The organism is Pseudomonas sp. LB3P14, assembly GCF_054898045.1.
Window position 1 is genome coordinate 4630105 of sequence record NZ_CM142714.1, and the last position, 21954, is coordinate 4652058.

At 59.4% G+C, this 21954-nt stretch carries 20 protein-coding genes; 11 read left to right on the forward strand and 9 right to left on the reverse strand.

The genetic code is table 11. From position 1 onward, the window contains the following. The first annotated feature begins 71 nt into the window (after positions 1 to 71). Together ACYZT5_RS21355 and ACYZT5_RS21360 are read left to right on the forward strand one after the other, a co-directional pair. On the forward strand, positions 72 to 1004 hold the full coding sequence (locus tag ACYZT5_RS21355) for a LysR substrate-binding domain-containing protein (protein ID WP_462047285.1): 933 nt from the start codon (positions 72 to 74) through the stop codon (positions 1002 to 1004). A gap of 128 nt (positions 1005 to 1132) precedes the next feature. Then, positions 1133 to 1663 (forward strand): ferritin-like domain-containing protein, encoded by a 531-nt coding sequence (locus ACYZT5_RS21360; protein ID WP_149630178.1) that lies wholly within the window; start codon positions 1133 to 1135, stop codon positions 1661 to 1663. Positions 1664 to 1765: 102 nt separating this feature from the next. Here the strand turns inward: ACYZT5_RS21360 and ACYZT5_RS21365 are convergent, their stop codons facing one another. Next, positions 1766 to 3841 (reverse strand): AsmA family protein, encoded by a 2076-nt coding sequence (locus ACYZT5_RS21365; protein ID WP_462047286.1) that lies wholly within the window; start codon positions 3839 to 3841, stop codon positions 1766 to 1768. A 386-nt stretch (positions 3842 to 4227) separates the two neighbouring features. Between ACYZT5_RS21365 and ACYZT5_RS21370 the strand changes: the two genes are divergently transcribed. From ACYZT5_RS21370 to ACYZT5_RS21400, 7 genes are all read left to right on the forward strand, one after another. Beyond that, a complete protein-coding gene (locus ACYZT5_RS21370) occupies positions 4228 to 4740 on the forward strand; it encodes a hypothetical protein (RefSeq protein WP_462047287.1) in 513 nt (170 codons plus the stop codon). A gap of 157 nt (positions 4741 to 4897) precedes the next feature. Next, the gene (locus tag ACYZT5_RS21375) at positions 4898 to 5530 is read left to right on the forward strand and encodes a TetR family transcriptional regulator (RefSeq protein ID WP_008157374.1); all 633 of its coding nucleotides are present in this window, start codon (positions 4898 to 4900) and stop codon (positions 5528 to 5530) included. Between the two features lie 269 nt (positions 5531 to 5799). After that, positions 5800 to 6300: an urease accessory protein UreE gene (gene ureE / locus ACYZT5_RS21380; RefSeq protein ID WP_033055578.1), complete on the forward strand. Its 501-nt coding sequence runs from the start codon at positions 5800 to 5802 to the stop codon at positions 6298 to 6300. Next, entirely contained in the window at positions 6297 to 6971 is a 675-nt protein-coding gene (locus ACYZT5_RS21385) for an urease accessory protein UreF (protein WP_462047288.1), read from the forward strand. The genes ureE and ACYZT5_RS21385 overlap by 4 nt, the downstream gene beginning before the upstream one ends. Positions 6972 to 6994: 23 nt before the next feature. Then, complete coding sequence (ureG, locus tag ACYZT5_RS21390) at positions 6995 to 7609, forward strand: urease accessory protein UreG (RefSeq protein WP_449645011.1); 615 nt, start codon at positions 6995 to 6997, stop codon at positions 7607 to 7609. 35 nt (positions 7610 to 7644) lie between these two features. Continuing rightward, positions 7645 to 8217, forward strand: coding sequence for a HupE/UreJ family protein (locus ACYZT5_RS21395; protein WP_462047289.1), 573 nt, complete (start codon positions 7645 to 7647; stop codon positions 8215 to 8217). Positions 8218 to 8409: 192 nt separating this feature from the next. Next, positions 8410 to 9537 (forward strand): AGE family epimerase/isomerase, encoded by a 1128-nt coding sequence (locus tag ACYZT5_RS21400; protein WP_462047290.1) that lies wholly within the window; start codon positions 8410 to 8412, stop codon positions 9535 to 9537. Positions 9538 to 9630: 93 nt separating this feature from the next. On the opposite strand, the gene ACYZT5_RS21405 is transcribed toward ACYZT5_RS21400, so the two are convergent. From ACYZT5_RS21405 to amaB, 8 genes are all read right to left on the reverse strand, one after another. Then, positions 9631 to 10401: an SDR family oxidoreductase gene (locus tag ACYZT5_RS21405; RefSeq protein WP_008153379.1), complete on the reverse strand. Its 771-nt coding sequence runs from the start codon at positions 10399 to 10401 to the stop codon at positions 9631 to 9633. Between the two features lie 730 nt (positions 10402 to 11131). Next, positions 11132 to 11848 (reverse strand): ABC transporter ATP-binding protein, encoded by a 717-nt coding sequence (locus ACYZT5_RS21410; RefSeq protein WP_462047291.1) that lies wholly within the window; start codon positions 11846 to 11848, stop codon positions 11132 to 11134. After that, positions 11845 to 12717 carry an ABC transporter ATP-binding protein gene (locus ACYZT5_RS21415; RefSeq protein WP_462047292.1) on the reverse strand — a complete coding sequence of 291 codons (873 nt, stop codon included), beginning with the start codon at positions 12715 to 12717 and terminating at the stop codon, positions 11845 to 11847. Before ACYZT5_RS21415 ends, ACYZT5_RS21410 begins: the two co-directional genes overlap by 4 nt. Then, complete coding sequence (gene livM / locus ACYZT5_RS21420; protein WP_462047293.1) at positions 12714 to 13997, reverse strand: high-affinity branched-chain amino acid ABC transporter permease LivM; 1284 nt, start codon at positions 13995 to 13997, stop codon at positions 12714 to 12716. The genes ACYZT5_RS21415 and livM overlap by 4 nt, the downstream gene beginning before the upstream one ends. 3 nt (positions 13998 to 14000) lie before the next feature. After that, on the reverse strand, positions 14001 to 14915 hold the full coding sequence (locus ACYZT5_RS21425) for an ABC transporter permease subunit (RefSeq protein WP_462047294.1): 915 nt from the start codon (positions 14913 to 14915) through the stop codon (positions 14001 to 14003). Between the two features lie 170 nt (positions 14916 to 15085). Next, positions 15086 to 16219 carry an ABC transporter substrate-binding protein gene (locus tag ACYZT5_RS21430; protein ID WP_462047295.1) on the reverse strand — a complete coding sequence of 378 codons (1134 nt, stop codon included), beginning with the start codon at positions 16217 to 16219 and terminating at the stop codon, positions 15086 to 15088. 364 nt (positions 16220 to 16583) lie between these two features. Continuing rightward, positions 16584 to 17867: an L-pipecolate oxidase gene (gene amaA / locus ACYZT5_RS21435; protein WP_462047296.1), complete on the reverse strand. Its 1284-nt coding sequence runs from the start codon at positions 17865 to 17867 to the stop codon at positions 16584 to 16586. 168 nt (positions 17868 to 18035) lie between these two features. Next, positions 18036 to 19526, reverse strand: coding sequence for an L-piperidine-6-carboxylate dehydrogenase (gene amaB / locus ACYZT5_RS21440; RefSeq protein ID WP_462047297.1), 1491 nt, complete (start codon positions 19524 to 19526; stop codon positions 18036 to 18038). Positions 19527 to 19700: 174 nt separating this feature from the next. Between amaB and ACYZT5_RS21445 the strand changes: the two genes are divergently transcribed. Then, a complete protein-coding gene (locus ACYZT5_RS21445) occupies positions 19701 to 20639 on the forward strand; it encodes a LysR family transcriptional regulator (protein ID WP_462047298.1) in 939 nt (312 codons plus the stop codon). 78 nt (positions 20640 to 20717) lie between these two features. Further along, on the forward strand, positions 20718 to 21953 hold the full coding sequence (gene pncB, locus ACYZT5_RS21450; RefSeq protein WP_462047299.1) for a nicotinate phosphoribosyltransferase: 1236 nt from the start codon (positions 20718 to 20720) through the stop codon (positions 21951 to 21953). Position 21954: the final 1 nt, after the last annotated feature.

Here is a 21954-nt window from a genome sequence, read left to right on the forward strand (position 1 = left end):
CTCAAACTGCTTGTGGCTTGCAGCATGAAGCGCATCGCCGACCCTCTTCAAATGAGCAAAAATCAGTCTGGATGAATTCATTTCATCCATGGAGTATTTCAATGTTTGCCTCGCTGCCGCTGACTGCCTTGCGCGCCTTTGAATCCGCCTCGCGCCTGCTGAGCTTCAAGGCAGCCGCCGAAGAACTCTCGGTGACGCCGACGGCGGTTTCCCATCAGATTCGTTCGCTGGAGACCTGGCTCGGTGTGCCGTTATTCGAGCGGCTGCCCCGGCAAGTTCGCCTGACTGACTGTGGCGAACGGCTGTTCCACAGCTTGCACGGTGCTTTGCTTGAAGTGGCGCAGAGTGTCGATACTTTGCGCCCGCAACGCAGCGGCGCGAGCCTGACGATCTCCACGACCGCCGCTTTCGCCGCGTTATGGCTGGTGCCGCGTCTGGGACGGTTCTACGCCCGGCACCCGAACATCAGCCTGCGGCTCGATACCCATTGCGAAGTCATCGATTTGCATCAGGACGCCAGCGTCGATCTGGTGCTGCGCTACAGCCTCGATGATTACCCGAACCTTTATGGCCTGTGTCTGTTCGACGAATCCTTCGGCGTCTATGGCTCGCCCGAGCAAGTCACCTTGGCCGCCAGACGAGCGCCGACGCTGATCAGCGTGCGCTGGCACAACTCAAAGCTGTACGCCCACGGCTGGGAGGCTTGGTGCGCGCAGTCCGGCGAGACTTGGCTTGCGGGGCAGCCAGCGGTCCGTGAATACGACGAGGAACATTACGCCCTGCAAGCGGCAATTGCCGGGCAAGGCCTGGTGCTGGCGAGCAATATTCTGGTGTCCGAGAGCGTGGCCAGCGGTTTGCTGGTGGCGTATCGGGGCAAAATCCAGGTTGATGGCGCCGGATACAGCGCCCTCTGCGTGCCGGGACGTGAACGACATCCGCCGGTCCGGGCATTTTTTGCCTGGTTGCGCGAGGAGGCGTTGCTGTCCGGGCATGCCCTGGCGTGATTGCTTCGCGCCAGGTTGGCGATTGGCAAATTACATAAAACTTTTCGCCGCGCTCATCACTCACACCCTAGGTAGCGATCACTTCTATAGAGGGTGACGCAAACCGGATTAGCCTCCAGGAGATCGAGATGAGCGACATGCATTTGTCTGATGTAACCACCCTTCGCGAACGTGCCCGCAAGAACGTCGAGAACGGCGCGGTGACCGAAAGCTACAGCGCCGACCGTGAAGAAGTGCTGCGCCTGCTCAACGAATCGCTGGCCACCGAACTGGTCTGCGTGTTGCGCTACAAGCGTCACTACTTTATGGCCAGCGGCCTGAAAGCCCAGGTCGCCGCCGACGAATTCCTCGAACACGCGACCCAGGAAGCCCAACACGCCGACCGTCTAGCCGAGCGTATTGTGCAACTGGGCGGTGAGCCGGAGTTCAACCCTGACCTGCTGTCGAAAAACTCCCACGCTCAATACGTGGCCGGCAATTCACTTAAAGAGATGGTCTACGAAGACCTGGTCGCCGAGCGAATTGCCATCGACAGCTATCGCGAGATCATTCAGTACATCGGCGAAAAGGACCCGACCACACGGCGCATCTTCGAAGATATCCTGGCCCAGGAAGAAGAGCATGCCGATGACATGGCCGACCTTCTGAAAGATATGTAGCGCCCGTTAAACCGCCTTCGCGGGCAAGCCTCGCTCCTACAGACTAGGTGATCCCCTGTAGGAGCGAGGCTTGCCCGCGAAGGCGTCCTCATAGCCAACCGTTTACTTAGTGGGTTTGACGGTCACGGGCGCCTTGCCGGCCTTCATCTGCTCCAGCAACGGCGCACACTGATTCGGTTCGCCACCGCTCGGCGCCACCAGCGCCAGCAACCCCGCCGCCGGTGCGGCAATCACGCCCAACGCCACCATTCCAGCCCCACGCAAGATCAGCGGCACCGCCTTCACACCCGCATCAGGCTTGATGAACTTGCCCCGCACATACAGCGGCGAACGCAGCGAAATCAATCGCCAGCCCTTGGATTCCGGGGTGATGGTCAGGTCCAGTTGCTCAGTCGCCATGTTCGCCGTGCCATCGATGTAGATGATCGCGTTTTCGGTATCGAAGACGAACAGACGTGTGGTCGCCAGACCAGTCTTGATGTCGAAGTCGGCGGCGGCGCAGTTGATCTTCACTTCCTTGTCGCCAAAAATCTTGCCCACCACATAGTTGCCGACGTTGAGCCCCGCCAGCTCCATCAACTCGCGGCTGATGGCGCCATCGTTAATCAGCATCTTCAGATTGCCATTGGCGGTGCCCAGCAGTTTGGCCACCGAGTTGCCACGACCGGTGATGTCAGCATCGCCATTGAGCTCGCCGAAACTGGTTTTCATCGGCTCAAAGGTCGGGAACAGCTGCTTGAGTTTGAACTTGCGTGCGGTGAGTTTGGCCCGGCCTTCCAACGGTTCGGTTCGGCCATTGAGGCGAATCTGAGCATCCAGGTTGCCGCCGGCCACGCCGAAACGCAGGGGTTCGAGGCTGAGGACGCCGTCAGTGAGCACCAAGTGAGTGTAGAGATCCTTGAACGGCAGTTTTTCGCTGTGGACGATGCGCTTGCCGGTGAACTCGACGTCGGCGTCCATATCGCGCCAGCGCTCGGTTTTGAACTCTTCGACCGGCAACACCTTGTCAGCCGGCTGCTTGCTCTCGCCGCCGCGGGCCTTTTGCTTGGCGTTGGAATCGGCGCCGATCAGCGGGGCCAGGTCTGCAAACAGCAGCTGATTGGATAGCAGTGAGCCGCTGAGTTTCGGTCGTGGCTGGCTGGCGACATAGGCCAGGCTGCCATGGATGTCGCTCTGACCGATCTTGCCGTTGAATTCTTCGTAACGGAACACTGCGCCGCCCGCCTCATGAAGCTTGGCGATCAAGTGCCCGTCCGTGGCGTACGGCGGTGTGTCCGGCAGGGTCACGCCGGTCAGTGGGTAGAGATTGCCCAGGCTGTTGCCGGCCAGTTTCAACCGCAAATCCAAGGCACCGAGGTTCAGTGGATCGGTGAGGGTGCCGGCCAGTTCGATGCTGGTGTCGGCGATCTTTACTTGAGCCTGAAGCGGAAACGGTCTGGCCGCGTCCTGCAAGGCCAGCAGGCCGCCGATCTTGCCTTCGCCCGCGAGTTTCTGGTCGTGGTACTGGCCTTTGACCTTAAGGGCGAACGCGTAATCCTGAGGCGCAGCGCCCTTCTCCTGTGCAGTTTTCGCCGCTTTGTCGCCGACGATTTCGCTGAACGGAATCGGCTTGCCCAGCGGGTCGATCAGCAAATCGAGCTGAGTTTTCAGGCTCTGGTCGTCGAGGGTGACGTGGCCCTTGTCGAAGCCGATCGCACCGATATCCACCACCCAGCTTGAAGGCTTGGCGTTCGGGTCTTTCGGGTCGAACTTGAAAGTCCAGTTGGCGCGACCGTCGGCCAGGCGCTGGAGATCGGCATTCGGTTCGGTGAGGTCGATGCGCGGGATCTCCACACGCTGCGCCAGCAAGGCCAGGGGCGAGATGCGCAACTCGACGCGTTTGAGGGTGACCATCTGCGGTGTCTTCGACCAGTCCGGATTACCCAGGCTCAAGTCTTGCGCCACGACATGCGGCCACGGCACCCAGGCACGCCAGCCGCCCTCGTCGGGCTCACGGTGCCAGACCACCGCGAGGTCGCCGTTGATGGCGAACGGGCGGTGCAGCTCTTCGGAAACTTTGGCGTTAAGCGGTGGTTTGATCCGGTTCCAATCGAAGAACGCGATGATCAGGACCAATACGGCCAGCAGGACAACGAGGCTGGCGAGGGTCCAGGTAAACACTTTACGAGTGCGCGTCATTGCACAGGGCTCCTGATACGACTAAGCGCCCTGACTGCGACGCACATTTGAAACGTTAGGCCAGATCTGGCCTGCCATGACATCTAGGACTGGGAAATGGCGCGCAGGTTTAACCGATTAGCCGTTTAACCCTCAAATAATCGGTCGGGGACACACTGCCCCCTCATCCGGCGTTACCGACCCCGCACTTTTGCGAGGCGAGAGTGGGTCGAAAATACCCACCTCAGTGCAAAAATGTCCGCCGGAAACGCCCGTTCTAGAGCGCTTCGGCGGAACAATCAATTCTGTTGATTATTACCATTGCGTTTATGAACTTTTATATCGACTTATCGAGAGTAGCATTGCCCTCGTACCCACTTTATCGCCCTCCTACGGAGCACCTAATCATGAAACGCCAATTACTGCTTAGCCTTACACTTTCGATGCTGGCCAGCACTGCTTTTGCCCTGCCGGCTGCTGACCAGGCTACCCCACAAGTCAAATCCACCCACTCAGTGTTCAGCCAAACCATCGCCGAAGGTGGCAATGATCGCCTGAAAGAAAAAGGCCTGATCACCCAAGATGGTTCGGACCGTACTCCACAAGGTCAAACCCTGGCTGCTGACGGTTCCGATCGCACTCCACAAGGCCAAACCCTGGCTGCTGATGGTTCTGATCGCACTCCACAAGGCCAAACCCTGGCTGCTGACGGTTCCGATCGCACTCCACAAGGTCAAACCCTGGCTGCTGACGGTTCCGACCGCACCCCACAAGGTCAAACCCTGGCTGCTGACGGTTCCGATCGCACTCCACAAGGCCAAACCCTGGCTGCTGACGGTTCCGACCGCACCCCACAAGGTCAAACCCTGGCCGAAGGTGGTGGTGACCGTGTCATCGAACGCAACAGCGCTTTGAGCTAAGCCCATGGCGACCCTGAAAAAAAGCCCAATCCCCGGATTGGGCTTTTGACGTTATAGATGCCTCACTTCCCCGCTTGATCCCCCCGATAGTCGTTCGACGCAGGCAAAGCCGATTTGCTAGAGTGCGCCGCTGTCTTATCCAGAAAACACCCTTGCGATGCTGCCCCGCGCCGAACAGAAACAACAGACCCGCAACGCCCTGATGGACGCTGCCCGCCACTTGATGGAATGCGGCCGAGGATTCGGCAGCCTGAGCCTGCGCGAAGTCGCCAGAACCGCCGGGATCGTGCCCACCGGTTTCTACCGGCATTTCGCCGACATGGATGAACTGGGCCTGGTACTGGTCAGTGAAGTCGGTCAGACCTTCCGCGAAACCATTCGCCTGGTGCGCCACAACGAGTTCGTCATGGGCGGCATCATCGACGCCTCGGTGCGGATCTTTCTCGACGTGGTCACCGCCAATCGCTCGCAGTTCCTGTTCCTCGCCCGCGAGCAGTACGGTGGTTCGCTGCCGGTGCGGTTGGCCATCGGCCGTTTGCGCGAAGACATCAGCTCGGACCTGGCGGCCGACTTGTCCTTGATGCCGAAACTGCAACACCTGGACATTGCCGGCCTGAGCGTCATGGCCGACCTGATCGTCAAAAGCGTGTTCGCGACCTTGCCCGACATCATCGACCCGCCTGCCGAGGCGCTACCTGAACATCTGACGCCCCAGGCAAAGATCACCCAGCAGTTGCGCTTTATCTTTATCGGCCTCAAACACTGGCAAGGCCTGGGTAGCACCGAATAACCACCTTTGTCACTGATGATCGTTCCCACGCTCCGCGTGGTAGACGCGGAGCGTCACTGGCTGCATTCCCACGCAGAGCGTGGGAACGATCTGGAGCACGGCGAATGACAGCCTACGCACCAACTTTGCGCATAACCCTCCCCGCACGCACCAATCTCAGCCAAAGCCCGCAACATCCTCCGCCGCTCCGACAGGTATTTCCCACGTATAACCCGATTGGCAAGCCCCTTGCTCTAGCCTAAGCATTGTCCATTGCTGGAAGCTTTCCGATGCTGGTGATTCATCGCAGAATCGACCCTCAACCCGTGTGGGCCGCCGAGTTGCACCTGACCTTCGAAGCCCGGAGCAAAAGCCGTTTGCGCTGTTTCAGTGCCGAGGGTGAAGACGTCGGGTTGTTTTTGGAGCGCGGTCAGCCACCACTGTATGACGGTGAGTGCCTGCAAGCCGAAGACGGTCGCATCGTCCGCGTCTGCGCCCGAGCCGAACAACTGCTGCACGTCACCTGCGCCAATGCTTTCGAACTGACTCGCGCGGCCTATCACCTCGGCAACCGCCACGTCGCCCTGCAAGTCGGTGATGGCTGGTTGCGCTTGCTCGACGACTACGTGCTCAAGGCCATGCTCGAACAGCTTGATGCCAAGGTCGAAAACATCGAAGCGCCGTTCCAGCCGGAACACGGCGCCTATGGCGGCGGCCATCATCATTCGCGCCACGGCGATGAAGACTTCAACTACCCGCCGAAACTGCACCAGTTCGGCGTACGTTTATGAACCCGGCCTGGGCGCTGTTGCGTCTGGCCAGCCCACAGCTGCCGATTGGCGGCTACAGCTATTCCCAGGGCCTGGAAATGGCGGTGGATAACGGCCGCGTGAATGATTCCGACAGTGCGCGACGTTGGATCAGCGATCAACTAATCCTGAATCTCGCACGCTTCGAAGCACCGTTGCTGCTCGCTCATTGCGTGGCCGCAGCCGAGGAAAACTGGGCTGAACTGCTGCAACGCTGCGAAGAACATCGCGCCAGCCGGGAAACCCGCGAGTTGCATCAGGAGAGCCGGCAGATGGGCTATTCCTTGCAACAACTGCTCAACGGTTTGCCCGAGCTTGACGCACCGGCCCGTGCCTTTCTTGCACAACGCCCCGAGCCGCACCTGGCCCTCGGCTGGGCACTGGCCGCTCGCGCCTGGACTATTAACCCGCAGGACGCGCTGGCGGCGTGGCTCTGGAGTTGGCTGGAAAACCAACTGGCGGTGCTGATGAAAACCCTGCCGCTGGGCCAGCAAGCCGCTCAACGCCTGACCAGCGAACTGCTGCCGCTGCTGCAAGAGGCTCAGCAGAACGCCACCCGAATCAACCCCGAACACTATGGCAGCGCTGCTTTCGGCCTGTCCCTGGCGTGCATGGCCCATGAGCGCCAGTACAGCCGTCTGTTCCGTTCCTAGGGCCTGTTATTTTGGAGAATCACATGAACACACAACCTCTGCGCGTCGGCATCGGCGGCCCGGTCGGTTCCGGCAAAACCGCTCTGACGTTGGCCCTGTGCCTGGCGCTGCGCGACCGCTACAACCTGGCGGTGGTCACCAACGACATCTACACCCGCGAAGACGCCGACTTTCTGGTGCGCAACGAAGCCTTGGCGCCGGAGCGAATCATCGGTGTTGAAACCGGCGGTTGCCCGCACACGGCGATTCGCGAGGACGCCTCGATCAACCTCGAAGCCGTGGATCAACTGAACCGCCGCTTTCCGGGACTGGACCTGATCCTCGTGGAGTCCGGTGGCGACAATCTTTCCGCCACCTTCAGCCCGGAACTGTCCGACCTGACCATTTACGTGATCGACGTCTCGGCCGGCGACAAGCTGCCGCGCAAGGGTGGGCCGGGCATCTGCAAATCGGATCTGCTGGTGATCAACAAAGTCGACCTCGCACCACTGGTGGGTGCGTCGCTGGCGTTGATGGACAGCGACACCCAACGCATGCGCAATGGCAAGCCATTCGTCTTCAGCAACCAGAAAACCGGTCTGGGCCTGGAAGAGATCATCGCCTTCATCGAACGCCAGGGCCTGCTGACAGCGGCGTGAACACGATCAACTTTTATCAACTAGGACGCTTATCCATGACACTTAAACGCATTCTGGGCGCCATGGCCCTGCTGCTGACCCCGGCCATCGCCTTCGCCCACCCAGGGCATGGCGACAACGGTTTGATCGCCGGCATCAGCCACCCGATCGGTGGCCTTGATCACTTGCTAGCGATGGTTGCGGTCGGTTTGTGGGCAGCGCAGCAGAAAGGCGCTGCACGCTGGGCGCTGCCGTGTACGTTCGTCGGCATCATGCTGATCGGCGGGTTGCTGGGGTTTGAAGGGTTGAACCTGCCAGCGCTGGAGAGCGGGATTGCGGCGTCGGTGCTGGCGCTGGGTCTGGCGGTGGCGCTGGCAGTGCGTCCGCCGTTGAGCCTGGCGGTGCTGGCGACGGCGTTGTTTGCGCTGTTCCACGGCGTGGCCCATGGTTTGGAATTGCCGGACATGTCTAGTCCCTGGGGGTATGCCGCAGGTTTTGTGGCGGCGACGGCTGCGTTGCATGGGTTGGGTTACGCCGTGGTTCGAGTGTTGCCTCAAGCGGCGGCGCCGTTGGTTCGACTGGCGGGTGCGGCTTCGGCGGCGACCGGGGCCTGGTTGCTGGCAGGCTAAGCCAGCCATGATCGTTCCCACGCTCTGCGTGGGAATGCAGCCCGGGACGCTCCGCGTCCCTTTCGAAGCGATTGCTGCGCGTCCAATGAGGCATTCCCACGCGGACGGTTCGACGCCTCGACGTGGGAACGATCGACGCGTTCACTCTGCTAACATGTCGCGCAATTAACCCTGCCGTGACGACGCCAGCCAATGCCGCCTGTTTCCCGCTCTGCTTCCCAGCCTGAATTGACCGCTCTGTTTGCTTCGGTGCAACAGCACTTTTTGGACGTGATCGTGCCGCTCTGGCAAGGCCCCGGCTGGAATGCCGACATGGCGCTGCCCTATGAGGCGCTGGACGCCGAGCATCAACCGCTGCCTCCCCAACGCTACCGGGCCATGGCCTGCGCGCGGCAGCTCTACCTGTTTTCCAGCCTGATCGGTCAGGTACCGGCCGCCGAAGAGCGCGCCGCAGCGCTGTTCCGTTCCTTGCAGCAGCATTTTCACGATGCCGAGCATGGCGGCTGGTTCTACAGCATCGACCCGCAGGGCACGCCGCTGGATCAGCGCAAAGATCTCTACACCCACGCCTTCATCCTGTTCGCCTGCGCCCATTACTGGGACAAAGTCCGCGAGCCGCTGGTGGAGTCGGCGCTCAACGCCGCACTGGAAGTGGTCGCACAGCGCTTTGCCACAGGCGACGGCCTGTACGAAGCCAGCCTCGACCGTGACGGGTCCTCTCTCAAGTCCGGGCCGCTGCAAAATCCCCTGATGCACTTGGCCGAAGCCTTCCTTGCCACGCTGTCGGTGCGAGAAGACGCCGCCGTGCAGGACGCGCTCGTCGAGTTATGCACAGCCATGCAGAAGCGTTTTATCGACCCACAACACGGTGTGTTGATGGAGAAACCGCTGGGTGCTGTGGATAACTGGTTTGAACCGGGGCATCAGTTCGAGTGGTATTTCCTGCTGGAATCTTCGCCATTGCTGCGCGGTTCGGCGCTGCACAGGTCACTGGACCAGGCGTTTGCGCTCACCGAACAACTGGGCGTCGATCCACAGACAGGTGCTGTGCAGGCGATGCTCGATCTGGATGGCCGTTCCAGGGACGGCACCCAAAGAATCTGGGCTCAAGCCGAGTACCTGCGGGCACTGACCTTGCGTCCGGACAGCGAGACCGCTGTTCTGCGCCAGTTGCAGGCGTTGCAGCAACATTCTCTGCATACCGGGGGCTGGTTTGAGTGCCGTGATGAGAATGGTGAGGTGAGCCGTCGGGACATGCCGTCGACCACGCCTTATCACTTGGCAACATGCTATCGCGGATTAGCCGACTATCTTCGCTGATTGATAGATCGCTATCGCGAGCAAGCTCGCTCCCACATTGGAATGCGTTCCCCTGTGGGAGCGAGCCTGCTCGCGAATGGCCGTTACGCGGTCTTACGCCTTGCCACCATTACGCTCAATCGCAAACCCGCTCCACGTCTGGCTCACCGGCATCAGTTCCAGGCTGTTGATGTTGATGTGCGCCGGGGCATTGAGCACCCAGAAAATGGTGTCAGCGATGTCTTGCGGCTGAATCGGCTCGGCACCGGCGTAGGTGGCGTTGTAACGCTCCTGATCACCGGCAAAACGCACCAGCGAGAACTCGCTTTCGCACAGGCCCGGCTCGATGTTGCTGACCCGCACGCCCGTACCTTGCAGGTCGCAGCGCAGGTTCAGGGAGAACTGTTTGACGAACGCTTTGCTCGCGCCATACACGTGGCTGCCCGGGTACGGGTAGTTGCCGGCGATGGAGCCAAGGTTGACGATGCCGGCGCCGCGACCGTGAGCGATCAGGCGGGGCAACAACAGACGAGTGCTGTACATCAGGCCTTTGATGTTGGTATCGACCATGGTGTCCCAATCGTCGAGGTCGCACTTCGGCGCCGGATCAACGCCCAGCGCCAGGCCGGCGTTGTTGATCAGCCCGCGCAGCTTGGCGAAGGACGGCGGCAGGTTGGCAATCGCCTCCTCCATGGCCTTGCGATCACGCACGTCGAGCACCAGGCCATGGACCTCGGTCTGCTTCGACAACTCGGCGCACAGCGCATTGAGGCGCTCTTCACGACGGCCGGTCAGCACCAGTTTCCAGCCAGCCTCGGCAAAACGACGGGCGCAGGCTTCACCAAAACCGGAGGTCGCGCCGGTAATAAACAGGGTGTTGGACATCGTGTTCTCCTTGCTTCGGCTGATCGGCAGCCATTGGAATAGAAAATCAGCAGGCAGCATGCCCGGCCTTGCCCACAGCGGCAACTACCGTACAAACTGTACAAAAAACGACCAAACCTTACCGCACCTTGCCCGCCGTGGCTCTCAGCCATGTGCGCGCACCTTATCCACAGGCCGGTCCACAGTTTCCGGGGGCAAGTGGAAAAGCTGCAAGCCGCTGTGCACAAGGCTTTGCGGGCAAATTGGAAATTTTTTTGCTTGACCCTGGAACACCGGCTGTGTAGCCCATGGCATTTTGCACGATTGACCGCCCCTACCGACGATGGCGCCAAGCCAGTAACTACGGCCTTCAGCCGAGTCTTTCCAGAGTTTAACCACAGACTTATCCACAGGTAGCTCCAGCTCATTTCAGCCTACTTTCATTACCAACAAAAAGGTTGACAAAGCCCGCTCACGGTCCCGCAAAAACGCCTGATCAAAAAACAACCATAACTCTGCAAGCCACGGTTTCAAAGGCTTTCAGCCAGCTACTCCCACGTTATTCACAGCCAGCTCCACAGCAAACGGGGACAAGTCAAAACCGTGACAAAACAACTATTTGCAGCGGCTTTATGTCGCGCTTTGAGAGCTTGTGAATATTGTTTTCCACAATTTCAAAAAACCTTTACGACTGGCATAAAAAAACGCCCTGACGTGGATTCGTCAGGGCGTTTTTTATGCGCTCAGCAGTTTAGTGGCCGCCGAGATAAGCGTTACGCACTTCCTCGTTAACCAGCAGTTCCTTGCCGGTACCAGTGATGCGGATCTCGCCGTTGACCATCACATACGCCCGGTCCGACAGTTTGAGGGCGTGGTTGGCGTTCTGCTCCACCAGGAAGATGGTCATACCGGTTTTCGCCAGTTCCCGCAGGGTCGCGAAGATCTGTTTCACCACGATCGGCGCCAGGCCCAGGCTCGGCTCATCGAGCAACAGCAGTTTCGGCCGGCTCATCAACGCACGCGCGATGGCGAGCATTTGCTGCTCGCCGCCGGACATGGTCATCGCCCGCTGGGTACGCCGCTCTTCGAGTCGCGGGAACAACTCGAACATGCGTTGCATGTCTTCCTTGGCGTACTTGTCACCGATAGGAATGGTGCCCATCAGCAGGTTTTCCTCGACGGTCATGTCGGGGAACACCCGCCGGCCTTCCGGCGATTGAGCGATGCCGTTGGACGCGATGTAGTGGGATGACTTGTGAGTGATATCCACACCCTGATAAATGATCTGCCCGTCCGCCGCCCGCGGCTGGCCGAAGATCGACATCAGCAGGGTAGATTTGCCAGCACCGTTGGAGCCGATCAGGCTGACGGTTTCACCTTCATTGATGTGCAGCGAGACTTTCTTCAGGGCCTGGATCGGCCCGTAAAACACGTCCAGCTCCTTGAGTTCGAGGATGGGTTTACTCATACCACTTCCTCTTCGTCGGCGCCCAGGTAGGCCGCAATCACTTTCGGATCGTGGCGTATATCGTCGGGGCCGCCCTCGGCGATGACGATGCCGTGGTCCAGCACCACAATGTGGTCGGAAATGCTCATTACCATGCCCATATCGTGTTCGATCAGCACCACGGTCAGATCGTGCTCGTCGCGCAGCAGCCGGATCATCGCGCTCAGCGCTTCGGTTTCCTGAGGGTTGAGGCCGGCGGCCGGTTCGTCGAGGCAGATGATCTGCGGCCGGGTGCACATGGCCCGAGCGATTTCCAGACGGCGTTGCTGACCATAGGACAGCTCACCGGCCAGACGGTTGGCGCAGTCCACCAGGTCCACGACTTCAAGCCAGTAGAAAGCGTGGTCCAGCGCATCGCTTTCAGCCTTACGGTAGCCCTTGGTGTTGAGGATCCCGGCCAACATGTTGCGGTTGACCCACATGTGTTGGGCCACCAGCAGGTTTTCCAGCACCGACATTTCCTTGAACAGGCGAATGTTCTGGAACGTCCGCGCCAGGCCGGCACGGTTGACCAGGTGGGTACCGCCGAACATCTTGTAGTGGAGCCGGCTGAGGAAGTTTTTCGGCGATACAAAATCAGTCGCCTTGAACGGTTCACCCAGCATTTTGATGACATCGGTCCGCTCGCCACGCACGTTGAGTTCGATCTTGCCGCCCGAGGCCTTGTAGAACCCGGTCAGGCAGTTGAACACGGTGGTTTTGCCGGCGCCGTTGGGGCCGATCAGGGCGAAGATCGAGTTGCGCTCAACCTTCAGGCTGACATCATTCAACGCCTTGATGCCGCCGAAGTGCATCATCAGCTTCTCTACCGAGAGTACGACTTCGCTCATGGCGCTACTCCTTTACGCGGGGTCACACCGGTACGGCTGATCCGAATCAGGCCGCGCGGTCGCCAGATCATCATCAACACCATCAGGACGCCGAACAACAGCACGCGATATTCCGCGAAGCCGCGCAGCAGTTCCGGGGCGACGGTCAGCACGAATGCCGCAATCACCACGCCGATGGTCGAGCCCATGCCGCCGAGTACCACGATGGCAAGGATCAATGCCGATTCAAAGAAGGTGAACGAGGTCGGGTTGACGAAGCCTTGGTAGGTGGCGAAGAACACGCCCGCCAGACCGGCCGTCGATGCACCGATGGTGAACGCCGAGAGTTTGACCAGTACATGGTTCAGGCCCATGGAGCGGCAAGCGATTTCGTCTTCACGCAAGGCTTCCCAGGCGCGACCGACCGGCATGCGGGTCAAGCGGTGCTTGATGTACAGCACGGCCAGCACCACCAGGAACAACACCGCATAAATGAAGTAGTACTTCACGTCCGAGTTGTACGCGATGCCGAAAAACTCATGGAAAGGTACACCGCCATCCTTCGCTCTTTTGCCGAACTCGAGGCCCAAGAAGGTTGGCAATGGAGCGGCCATACCATTCGGACCGCCGGTCAGGGACAGCCAGTTGTTGAGAATCAACCGGATGATTTCACCGAAGCCCAGGGTCACGATCGCCAGGTAGTCACCGTGCAGACGCAGCACCGGAAAACCGAGGATGCAACCGGCAAGGCCGGCCGTGATCGCCGCCAGCGGCAGCATGGTCCAGAAGCCCAGCCCCAGATATTGATAACCGAGCGCCAGACCGTAGGCACCGATGGCGTAGAACGCCACGTAACCCAGGTCGAGCAGGCCAGCCAGGCCGACCACAATGTTCAGACCAAGGCCCAGCAGTACGTAGATCAGCCCGAGGATGACCACACCCAGCAGGTAGGAGTTGGAGAAAAACGGGAAGACCACCGCAATGACGATCAACAGCGGGATGATCCAGCGCAACCGGGTTTTGTAATCAGGCGGCAGAACATGAACCCCGGAGCCGGTGCTTTCAAAGCCTTCGAGAATTCTCAGACCCTTCGGGGTTTGCAGGAACAGGCTCAAGGCAAAGCGGCCAGCCATGACGATGGCGACAATCCATGCCACGCGTGTCGGCTGCAGGTTGAAGCCATAGCCGTCGAGGACGATGCCGACAATCGGGCCGAACACAATCAGGGCGACAAGGCCGGCAAGAATCGCGTCAACCAGGCTTCTTTTGATATCAATGGTTTTTTTAGTGGTTGAAGACATCGCTTACACCTTCGACACAAGAGGACGGCCAAGCAGGCCTTGAGGCCGAAAGACCAGAACAAGAACGAGCAGCGAGAAGCTGAAAACGTCTTTGTAGTCCGAGTTCACCAGACCTGAGAACAGTGATTCGGAGATCCCCAGAATAATCCCGCCGAGCATGGCGCCAGGCAGCGAACCGATCCCGCCGAGTACCGCGGCAGTGAACGCTTTGATCCCGATGACGAAGCCGGCGTAGAAGTCGAACGTGCCGTAGTTCATGGTGATCAGCACGCCGGCCAGGGCCGCCATCGCTGCACCGATGATGAACACGTAGGAAATCACCCGATCGGTGTTGATCCCCAGGATCGAGGCCATCTTGCGGTCTTGCTGGGTAGCGCGGCACATACGGCCGAGCTTGGTGTACTTGATGACGTAGGTCAGCAGGGCCATCCCGACAAACGCTGCGACCAGAATGAAGATCTTGGTGTAGGTGAGCTGGACGAAGCCGGTCCCGACTTCAACTCGCCATGCACCGGTCAACAGTGTAGGTACGCCTTGTTGACGGGCGCCCTGGGCGATCTGTGCATAGTTTTGCAGGATCAGCGAAATACCGATGGCGCTGATCAGCGGTGCCAGTCGTGTGGAGTTGCGCAACGGTTTGTAGGCGACGCGCTCGATGACCCAGCCATACACCGCCGTGACGATGATGGTGAAGACCAGTGTGCCGAGCATCAGCAGAGGGAAGGATTCAATACCGAAGTAAGCCAGCAGAGCCAGACTGATCGCCGCGAGGTACGCAGAGATCATGTAAACCTCGCCATGGGCGAAGTTGATCATGCCGATGATGCCATAGACCATTGTGTAGCCGATGGCGATCAGGCCATAGACCGACCCGAGGGTCAGGCCGTTGACCAGTTGCTGCAGGAAAATACCATCCATAACGCAATCTCACGCATTTGAGAGACTGCACAGCAGCCGGGTACGACGGACCGGGGTTCAGCCGCCGGCGTAACACGGTTGTGTGCAGCTCTACGAGAAAAGACAGGTACTGCACGGACATGTTGATTGATTGTCCGGCGCACAAGGCGCCGGGCAATCAGCAGTTCATATCACTTCTGTTTTTCCAGTTGGTGGTATTTGCCGTCCTTGTCCCACTGATAAACCACGTAGTCGGAGACTTTCAGGTCGCCCTTGGAATCCCAGGCCTTGTCGCCCATCACGGTTTTGACCGTGTTTTTCTTCAGCCACTCGGCGGCTTTTTCACCACTGTTGGACTTGGCGCCATTGAAGGCTGCAGCAAGGGTCTGGACCGAAGCATAAGCGTAGAGGGTATAGCCTTCAGGCTCGGTACCGGCCTTGCGGAAGGCATCTACCACGGTCTTGCTGTCTGGCAGCAGGCGCGGGTCGGCGCCGAAGGTCATCAGCACGCCGTCGACGTATTGCGGGCCGCCAGCGGTGGTCACCAACTCGTCGGTCACGATGCCGTCGTCGGACATGAACGTCACATCTTTCAGGCCTTCGGTACGCAGTTGTTTAACCAGCGGCCCGGCTTCCGGGTGCAGACCACCGAAATAGACCACGTCGGCACCGGCCGCACGGATCTTGGTCACGACAGCGCTAAAATCTTTCTCGCCGCGGGTCAGGCCCTCATACAGCACCGGCTTCACACCGCGTTTTTCCAGTTGAGCCTTGGTGGCATCTGCCAGGCCCTGGCCGTAGGTGTCCTTGTCGTGCAGCACGGCCACTTTCTTGCCCTTGAGCACGTCGACGATGTAGTCGCCGGCCACGATGCCTTGCTGGTCGTCACGACCGCACATACGGAACATGGCACTCAAGCCGCGTTCGGTCACCTTGGGGTTGGTAGAACCTGGGGTGATCGTGATGATGCCCGCTTCGTCGTAGATCTCCGAAGCCGGGATCGTCGAGGAGGAGCAGAAGTGACCGACTACGCCAGCGACTTTCTGGTTGGTCAGGTCCTTGGCGACCGTCACAGCCTGTTTCGGTTCGCAGGCGTCATCGCCCTTGACCAGTACGATTTTTTCCCCGTTTATGCCGCCCGCTGCGTTGACCGCATCGGCCGCAGCCTGTGCACCCTTCATGTACTGCTCGCCAAATGCCGCGTTGGCGCCTGTCATCGGCCCCGCCACACCAATTTTCACATCAGCCTGTGCAAACGCAGAAACACCCAACGCAGTTGCCACTGCGAGGGCCAAAAAGCCTTTTTTGTAAAACGTCTGGGACATGAGGTGGTGCTCCAAGGTTTTTTTTTAGTTGGCACTGCGACTTCCTGAATGCTCAGAGCAAGGGCCGTGCCATCGGTTTTTTATTCTGAAAAAAGTCGCTGCTTTATTGTTATTTCGACTGTTTCGATCCCATTTTCATTGGGCGTGCAACCGTCTAAACCGCGGAAGGTGAAACCATTTATTTTTAAAGGCGCAACCCGAGCGCGCCATCATTGCAACCGCGGCGCCAAACGACGTGCAACCAGCCTGTAACAACGTGCGTCACCGAAGTGCACACTGCTGGTGCGGGACTGCTACAACCCGCACCTTTTACAGGCTAGTCGCTGCGCGAAAAAGCGCCGCTTTCAGCAACAAATTTCAACAATCAAATAACGATCCGCAGGCACTGGCCTGCGTGATACAGCGAGAATCCGGCCTCGTACAAACAGCTGCGTAATCCCACGCCCGCCAGTGGCTGCATGGGTGCAAAGGGAATCGGCAGCGCTTGAGGATTTCCGTTACACAGATAATCGGCAAAGGCTTTGCCGACCACAGTGCCAGTCGTGACGCCCCGGCCGTTGTATCCGGTGACTGCCACTAAACCGGGCGCCGGTTCGAACAAACGCATCAAATGATCGGGGGTGAAGGCAATGCAACCGGTCCAGGTGCACTCCCATTCCACCGGTTTGAGGTAAGGGAAATAGTGCTGCTGAACCCGGTCGGCCCAAGCCTTGAGGAACCAGGTCGGCTTCTGATTGCCATTACCGAGACTGCCAAGCAGCAGACGACCGTCTTTATCTCGACGAATACTGCTGAGTACCTGACGAGTGTCCCAGGAGCCTTGGCCACCGGGGAGGATTTGCTGCGCAGCCTCTTCGGTCAGCGGGACTGAGGCCACTTGATAGTAATAACCGGGGAAGAAGTTGCGCCGCAATTCCGTCCAGTCACCTTCGGTGTAAGCATTCGAGGCAATCACGACTTGCTCGGCAAGCACCGAACCCTGAGCGGTTTGTACCGACCAGCGTTGGCCCTGACGTTCGAGCCGGGTCACCGGGGAATGATCGAACAACTGACCGCCGAGCCCGATGGCCGCTTTGGCCAACCCCGTCGTGTAAGCCATGGGGTTGATCGTGCCCGCACGTCGATCGAGCAGTGCAGCGGCAATCTTTTGGGTGCCCGTTGCTTGTTCGCAGGCTCGACCGGTCAGCAGTTCGACCGGCGCACCACGACGTTTCCATTGTGCTTCACGACTGCGCAAGTCCGCTTCGCCACGGGCGTTGTGCGCCATGTGCAGCGTGCCTTCGCGGCGTAGTTGGCAATCGATGTTGTATTTGTCGACCAGGCTGAACACCAGGGACGGTGCTGCACCCAGCATGCGATTGAGCTGACTGCCGATTGCCTCACCGAAACCGGCTTCGATCTCGTCCGGTGGAATCCACATCCCGGCGTTGACCAGCCCGACGTTGCGCCCCGAACCGCCATGACCGGCGCGATGGGCTTCCAGCACACACACCGTTTTGCCTTGTTCCAGCAAATGCACCGCCGCCGACAGACCGGTGAAACCGGCGCCGATGACGCAGACGTCAACCGTGACTTCGCCCTTGAGCGCCGCGTTGTCAGGCCTTTGCGGCGTCAGTTTTTCCCACAGACACTCTTCGCGTAACGGCATTGCCAGACTCCAACAGAAACCTAACCAACCCTCGTTGCCCGATCGTTCCTACGCTCTGCGTGGGAATGCCTCAATGGACGCTCTGCGTCCGCTTTTGGGACGCGGAGCGTCCCGGGCTGCATTCCCACGCAGAGCGTGGGAACGATCAATCACTGCTCGACTCGAGATTTAGTCGAACGTAATCCCTTGAGCCAACGGCAACTCCAGCGAATAGTTCACGGTGTTCGTCTGACGGCGCATGTAGCCGCGCCATGCATCGGAGCCGGATTCACGACCGCCGCCCGTTTCTTTCTCACCACCAAACGCCCCGCCGATTTCCGCGCCGCTTGGGCCGATATTGACGTTGGCGATGCCGCAGTCGCTGCCCACCGCCGACATGAACTGCTCAGCTTCACGCACGTCAGTGGTGAAAATGCACGACGACAAGCCTTGTGGTACGGCGTTGTTCAGGCGCAAGGCCTCGTCGAAATCCTTGTAACCGACCACGTACAGAATTGGCGCGAAGGTTTCGCTGCAGACCACATCGCTCTGCTCCGGCATTTCAACGATGGCCGGCGCGACGTAATAAGCGTTAGGGAATTTGTCTTCCAGTTGGCGCTTGCCGCCGAACACCCGACCGCCTTCGCTCAAGGCCTGCTCAAGTGCGTCCTGCATGTTTTCGAAGCTGTGCTTGTCGATCAACGGACCAATCAGGTTGCCTTCCAGTGGGTTGCCGATGCGCACTTTGGAATAAGCGGCTTTCAGGCGGGTGACGATTTCTTCTTTCACCGATTCATGGGCAATCAGGCGACGCAGCGTGGTGCAACGCTGACCGGCGGTGCCGACGGCGCTGAACAGGATTGCCCGTACGGCCATGTCCAGGTCGGCGCTTGGGCCGAGGATCATTGCGTTGTTGCCGCCCAGCTCCAGAATGCTGCGAGCGAAACGTGCGGCGATTTTCGGCGCCACTTCGCGGCCCATGCGGGTGCTGCCGGTAGCGCTGATCAGCGCGACACGCGGGTCATCGACCAGGGCTTCGCCGGCATCGCGACCGCCGATGATGACTTGGCTCAGGTGCGGTGGCGCGTCGCTGAAGTTCTTCAGTACGCGGTCGAACAGGGCCTGGCAGGCCAGTGCGGTCAGCGGGGTTTTTTCCGACGGCTTCCAGATCACCGGGTTGCCGCAGACCAGCGCCAGCGCGGTGTTCCAGGCCCAGACCGCCACCGGGAAGTTGAAGGCGCTGATGACGCCGACGACGCCCAGCGGGTGCCAGGTTTCGCGCATGTGGTGGCCAGGACGCTCGGAAGCGATGGTCAAACCGTACAGTTGACGGGACAGGCCGACGGCGAAATCGCAGATGTCGATCATTTCCTGAACTTCACCCAGGCCTTCCTGAGTGATCTTGCCGGCTTCCCAGGACACCAGCTCGCCGAGGTCGGCCTTGTATTCACGCAGGATATCGCCCAGTTGACGCACCAGTTCACCACGGCGCGGCGCCGGGACCTTGCGCCACAGTTCGAACGCATGATCTGCACGACTGATGTGCTGCTCGACTTCAGCGGCGCCTTCCCAGTTCACAGCGGCAATCTGGCTGCCATCGATCGGCGAATGCACCGGCACTTTGCCGTTCTGGTACAGGGCCGGGTTCACACCAAGACGATCAAGCAATGCGGCAACCATGGGTCACTCCTCAAGCGAAAAACAGAATGTGTGCAGCCGGAAAATCACGACTGATCAGACCTGTAGTTTTAGCGCTCCGGAGGTTACCCAACAAACGACCTTTAAGAGAGATATCATTCCGTTTATTCATGCTGCGAATTGCTGATAAGAAAGAAACAAGAAAAAGGACAACCAATGCTGAATAAACGCTACCTGCCGTCGATCACCGCACTGCAGTGTTTCGAGGCAGTAACCCGGCATTTGAGCTTCACTCGGGCCGCCGAAGAGCTGAACCTGACCCAGAGTGCCGTCAGTAAACAGGTCGCGCAACTCGAAGAATTGCTGCAGCATCTGCTGTTCCGCCGGGTGCGTCGACGCCTGCAAATGACTCCGGCCGGTGACTTGTACCTGGTGGAGGTACGAAAAATCCTCACACAGGTCGAGATGTCGACTCACTACCTGCGCTCCTACGGCGGTGAAACCGAAGTCCTGCGCGTCTCGACGCCTCCGACCTTCGGCGCTCGCTGGCTAGTGCCACGCTTGAAGGGGTGGCGTCTGCGCCATCCCTCGATCCATCTTGACCTGTGCAGCGAGCAGGAAGCCGACGATCTGCTACAAGGTCGCAGCGACCTGGCGTTCTACTTCGGCCAGGGCTCTCGACCCGGCACTGAGTGCCTGAAGCTGTTCGGCGAAGAGTTGGTGCCGGTCTGCGCACCGGGCAGCCTGCCGGATACACCGTTCACCGATCCTACGCAACTCACCGACCTGGTCCTGCTGCAAAACGCCTCCCGGCCCCAGGCCTGGCACGACTGGTTCGACAGTCAGGGCTACCACACCGAACACAGTTACCACGGCCCGCGTTTCGAAACCTTTTATATGTGCATCCGCGCAGCCCAGGTCGGCTGCGGAGTGGCCCTGTTGCCGCGATTTCTGGTGGAAGAGGAATTGGCCGACGGCAAACTGGTCATACCCTGGCAGCACGCGATGCCCAGCACCGATGCCTATTACCTGGCGTATCCGGAGCATTCGGCGGAAGTGCCGAAAGTGCGGGATTTTGTGAAGTGGATGCTGGAGCAGATTGATAACCCCACATCCACCGACGATGCAAAAATCGCTGGCAATCACCACCACTGATATGCGCCACTAGCCCCATTCATTGAAACAGCTGCAACGTCGCTGCCACGGGCCGCGGCCAGCCTGGAGAACCCCGTTATGAGCGAGAGCGTGTTTGGCGATCGCATCGTGCAGAACCTGCTCGACACCGACTTCTACAAACTGACGATGATGCAGGCGGTGCTGCACAACTACCCGAACGTGGAAGTCGAATGGGAATTTCGTTGCCGTAACAGCGAAGATTTGCGCCCGTACCTGGCAGAGATTCGTTTCCAGATCGAACGCCTCGCCGAGTTGAGCCTAAGTGCCGACCAGTTGAGTTTCATGGAGCGCATAAGCTTCATGAAGCCGGACTTCCTGCGTTTTCTCGGGTTGTTCCGCTTCAATCTGCGCTACATCCACACCGGCATCGAAAACGGCGAGCTGTTCATCCGCCTGCGCGGGCCCTGGCTACACGTGATCCTCTTCGAAGTGCCGCTGCTGTCCATCGTCAGCGAGGTGCGCAACCGCTATCGCTACCGTGAGGTCGTGCTGGAACAGGCGCGCGAGCAGCTCTATCGCAAGTTCGACTGGCTGACTGCCAACGCCAGCGCGGAAGAATTGTCCGAATTGCAGGTAGCCGATTTCGGCACTCGCCGTCGCTTCTCGTATCGCGTGCAGGAAGAAGTGGTGAACGTGCTCAAGCACGATTTCCCCGGACGCTTCGTCGGCACCAGCAACGTGCACCTTTCACGGGAGCTGGACATGAAGCCGTTGGGCACCATGGCCCACGAATGGATCATGGCCCACCAGCAACTCGGCCCACGGCTGATCGACAGTCAGATTGCAGCACTCGATTGCTGGGTCCGCGAGTACCGCGGCCTATTGGGGATCGCCCTCACCGACTGCATTACCACGGATGCCTTTCTCAACGATTTCGACCTGTACTTCGCCAAGCTCTTTGACGGATTGCGTCATGATTCCGGTGATCCGGTGCTCTGGGCGGAAAAGGCCATCGCTCACTATCACAAGCTGGGCATCGACCCAATGAGCAAGACGCTGGTGTTCTCCGACAGCCTGACACTGCCCAAGTCCCTGGAGATTTTTCGGGCATTGCGCGGTCGGATCAATGTCAGCTTTGGCATCGGCACCAACCTGACGTGTGATATTCCGGGTGTCGAACCAATGAGCATCGTGCTTAAAATGGCCGCCTGCAACGGCCAGCCCGTGGCAAAGATTTCCGATGAGCCTGGCAAGACTCACTGCAAAGACCCGAATTTCGTCGCCTATTTGCGACACGTTTTCAAAGTACCTGCCGCCCTTTCCAGTACATCAAGCATTTCTAGCAAGGAGTGAA

What these genes read in the sequence shown, in the direction of transcription:
- ACYZT5_RS21360 (WP_149630178.1), top strand. Translation starts at nt 1,133, where the DNA reads ATGAGCGACATGCATTTGTCTGATGTAACCACCCTTCGCGAACGTGCC.
- ACYZT5_RS21425 (WP_462047294.1), bottom strand. Translation starts at nt 14,915, where the DNA reads ATGGATGGTATTTTCCTGCAGCAACTGGTCAACGGCCTGACCCTCGGG.
- ACYZT5_RS21375 (WP_008157374.1), top strand. Translation starts at nt 4,898, where the DNA reads ATGCTGCCCCGCGCCGAACAGAAACAACAGACCCGCAACGCCCTGATG.
- ACYZT5_RS21430 (WP_462047295.1), bottom strand. Translation starts at nt 16,219, where the DNA reads ATGTCCCAGACGTTTTACAAAAAAGGCTTTTTGGCCCTCGCAGTGGCA.
- ACYZT5_RS21410 (WP_462047291.1), bottom strand. Translation starts at nt 11,848, where the DNA reads ATGAGTAAACCCATCCTCGAACTCAAGGAGCTGGACGTGTTTTACGGG.
- livM (WP_462047293.1), bottom strand. Translation starts at nt 13,997, where the DNA reads ATGTCTTCAACCACTAAAAAAACCATTGATATCAAAAGAAGCCTGGTT.
- ACYZT5_RS21415 (WP_462047292.1), bottom strand. Translation starts at nt 12,717, where the DNA reads ATGAGCGAAGTCGTACTCTCGGTAGAGAAGCTGATGATGCACTTCGGC.
- ACYZT5_RS21385 (WP_462047288.1), top strand. Translation starts at nt 6,297, where the DNA reads ATGAACCCGGCCTGGGCGCTGTTGCGTCTGGCCAGCCCACAGCTGCCG.
- ureG (WP_449645011.1), top strand. Translation starts at nt 6,995, where the DNA reads ATGAACACACAACCTCTGCGCGTCGGCATCGGCGGCCCGGTCGGTTCC.
- ACYZT5_RS21355 (WP_462047285.1), top strand. Translation starts at nt 72, where the DNA reads ATGAATTCATTTCATCCATGGAGTATTTCAATGTTTGCCTCGCTGCCG.
- ACYZT5_RS21370 (WP_462047287.1), top strand. Translation starts at nt 4,228, where the DNA reads ATGAAACGCCAATTACTGCTTAGCCTTACACTTTCGATGCTGGCCAGC.
- amaA (WP_462047296.1), bottom strand. Translation starts at nt 17,867, where the DNA reads ATGCCGTTACGCGAAGAGTGTCTGTGGGAAAAACTGACGCCGCAAAGG.
- ureE (WP_033055578.1), top strand. Translation starts at nt 5,800, where the DNA reads ATGCTGGTGATTCATCGCAGAATCGACCCTCAACCCGTGTGGGCCGCC.
- ACYZT5_RS21445 (WP_462047298.1), top strand. Translation starts at nt 19,701, where the DNA reads ATGCTGAATAAACGCTACCTGCCGTCGATCACCGCACTGCAGTGTTTC.
- pncB (WP_462047299.1), top strand. Translation starts at nt 20,718, where the DNA reads ATGAGCGAGAGCGTGTTTGGCGATCGCATCGTGCAGAACCTGCTCGAC.
- ACYZT5_RS21365 (WP_462047286.1), bottom strand. Translation starts at nt 3,841, where the DNA reads ATGACGCGCACTCGTAAAGTGTTTACCTGGACCCTCGCCAGCCTCGTT.
- ACYZT5_RS21405 (WP_008153379.1), bottom strand. Translation starts at nt 10,401, where the DNA reads ATGTCCAACACCCTGTTTATTACCGGCGCGACCTCCGGTTTTGGTGAA.
- ACYZT5_RS21400 (WP_462047290.1), top strand. Translation starts at nt 8,410, where the DNA reads ATGCCGCCTGTTTCCCGCTCTGCTTCCCAGCCTGAATTGACCGCTCTG.
- amaB (WP_462047297.1), bottom strand. Translation starts at nt 19,526, where the DNA reads ATGGTTGCCGCATTGCTTGATCGTCTTGGTGTGAACCCGGCCCTGTAC.
- ACYZT5_RS21395 (WP_462047289.1), top strand. Translation starts at nt 7,645, where the DNA reads ATGACACTTAAACGCATTCTGGGCGCCATGGCCCTGCTGCTGACCCCG.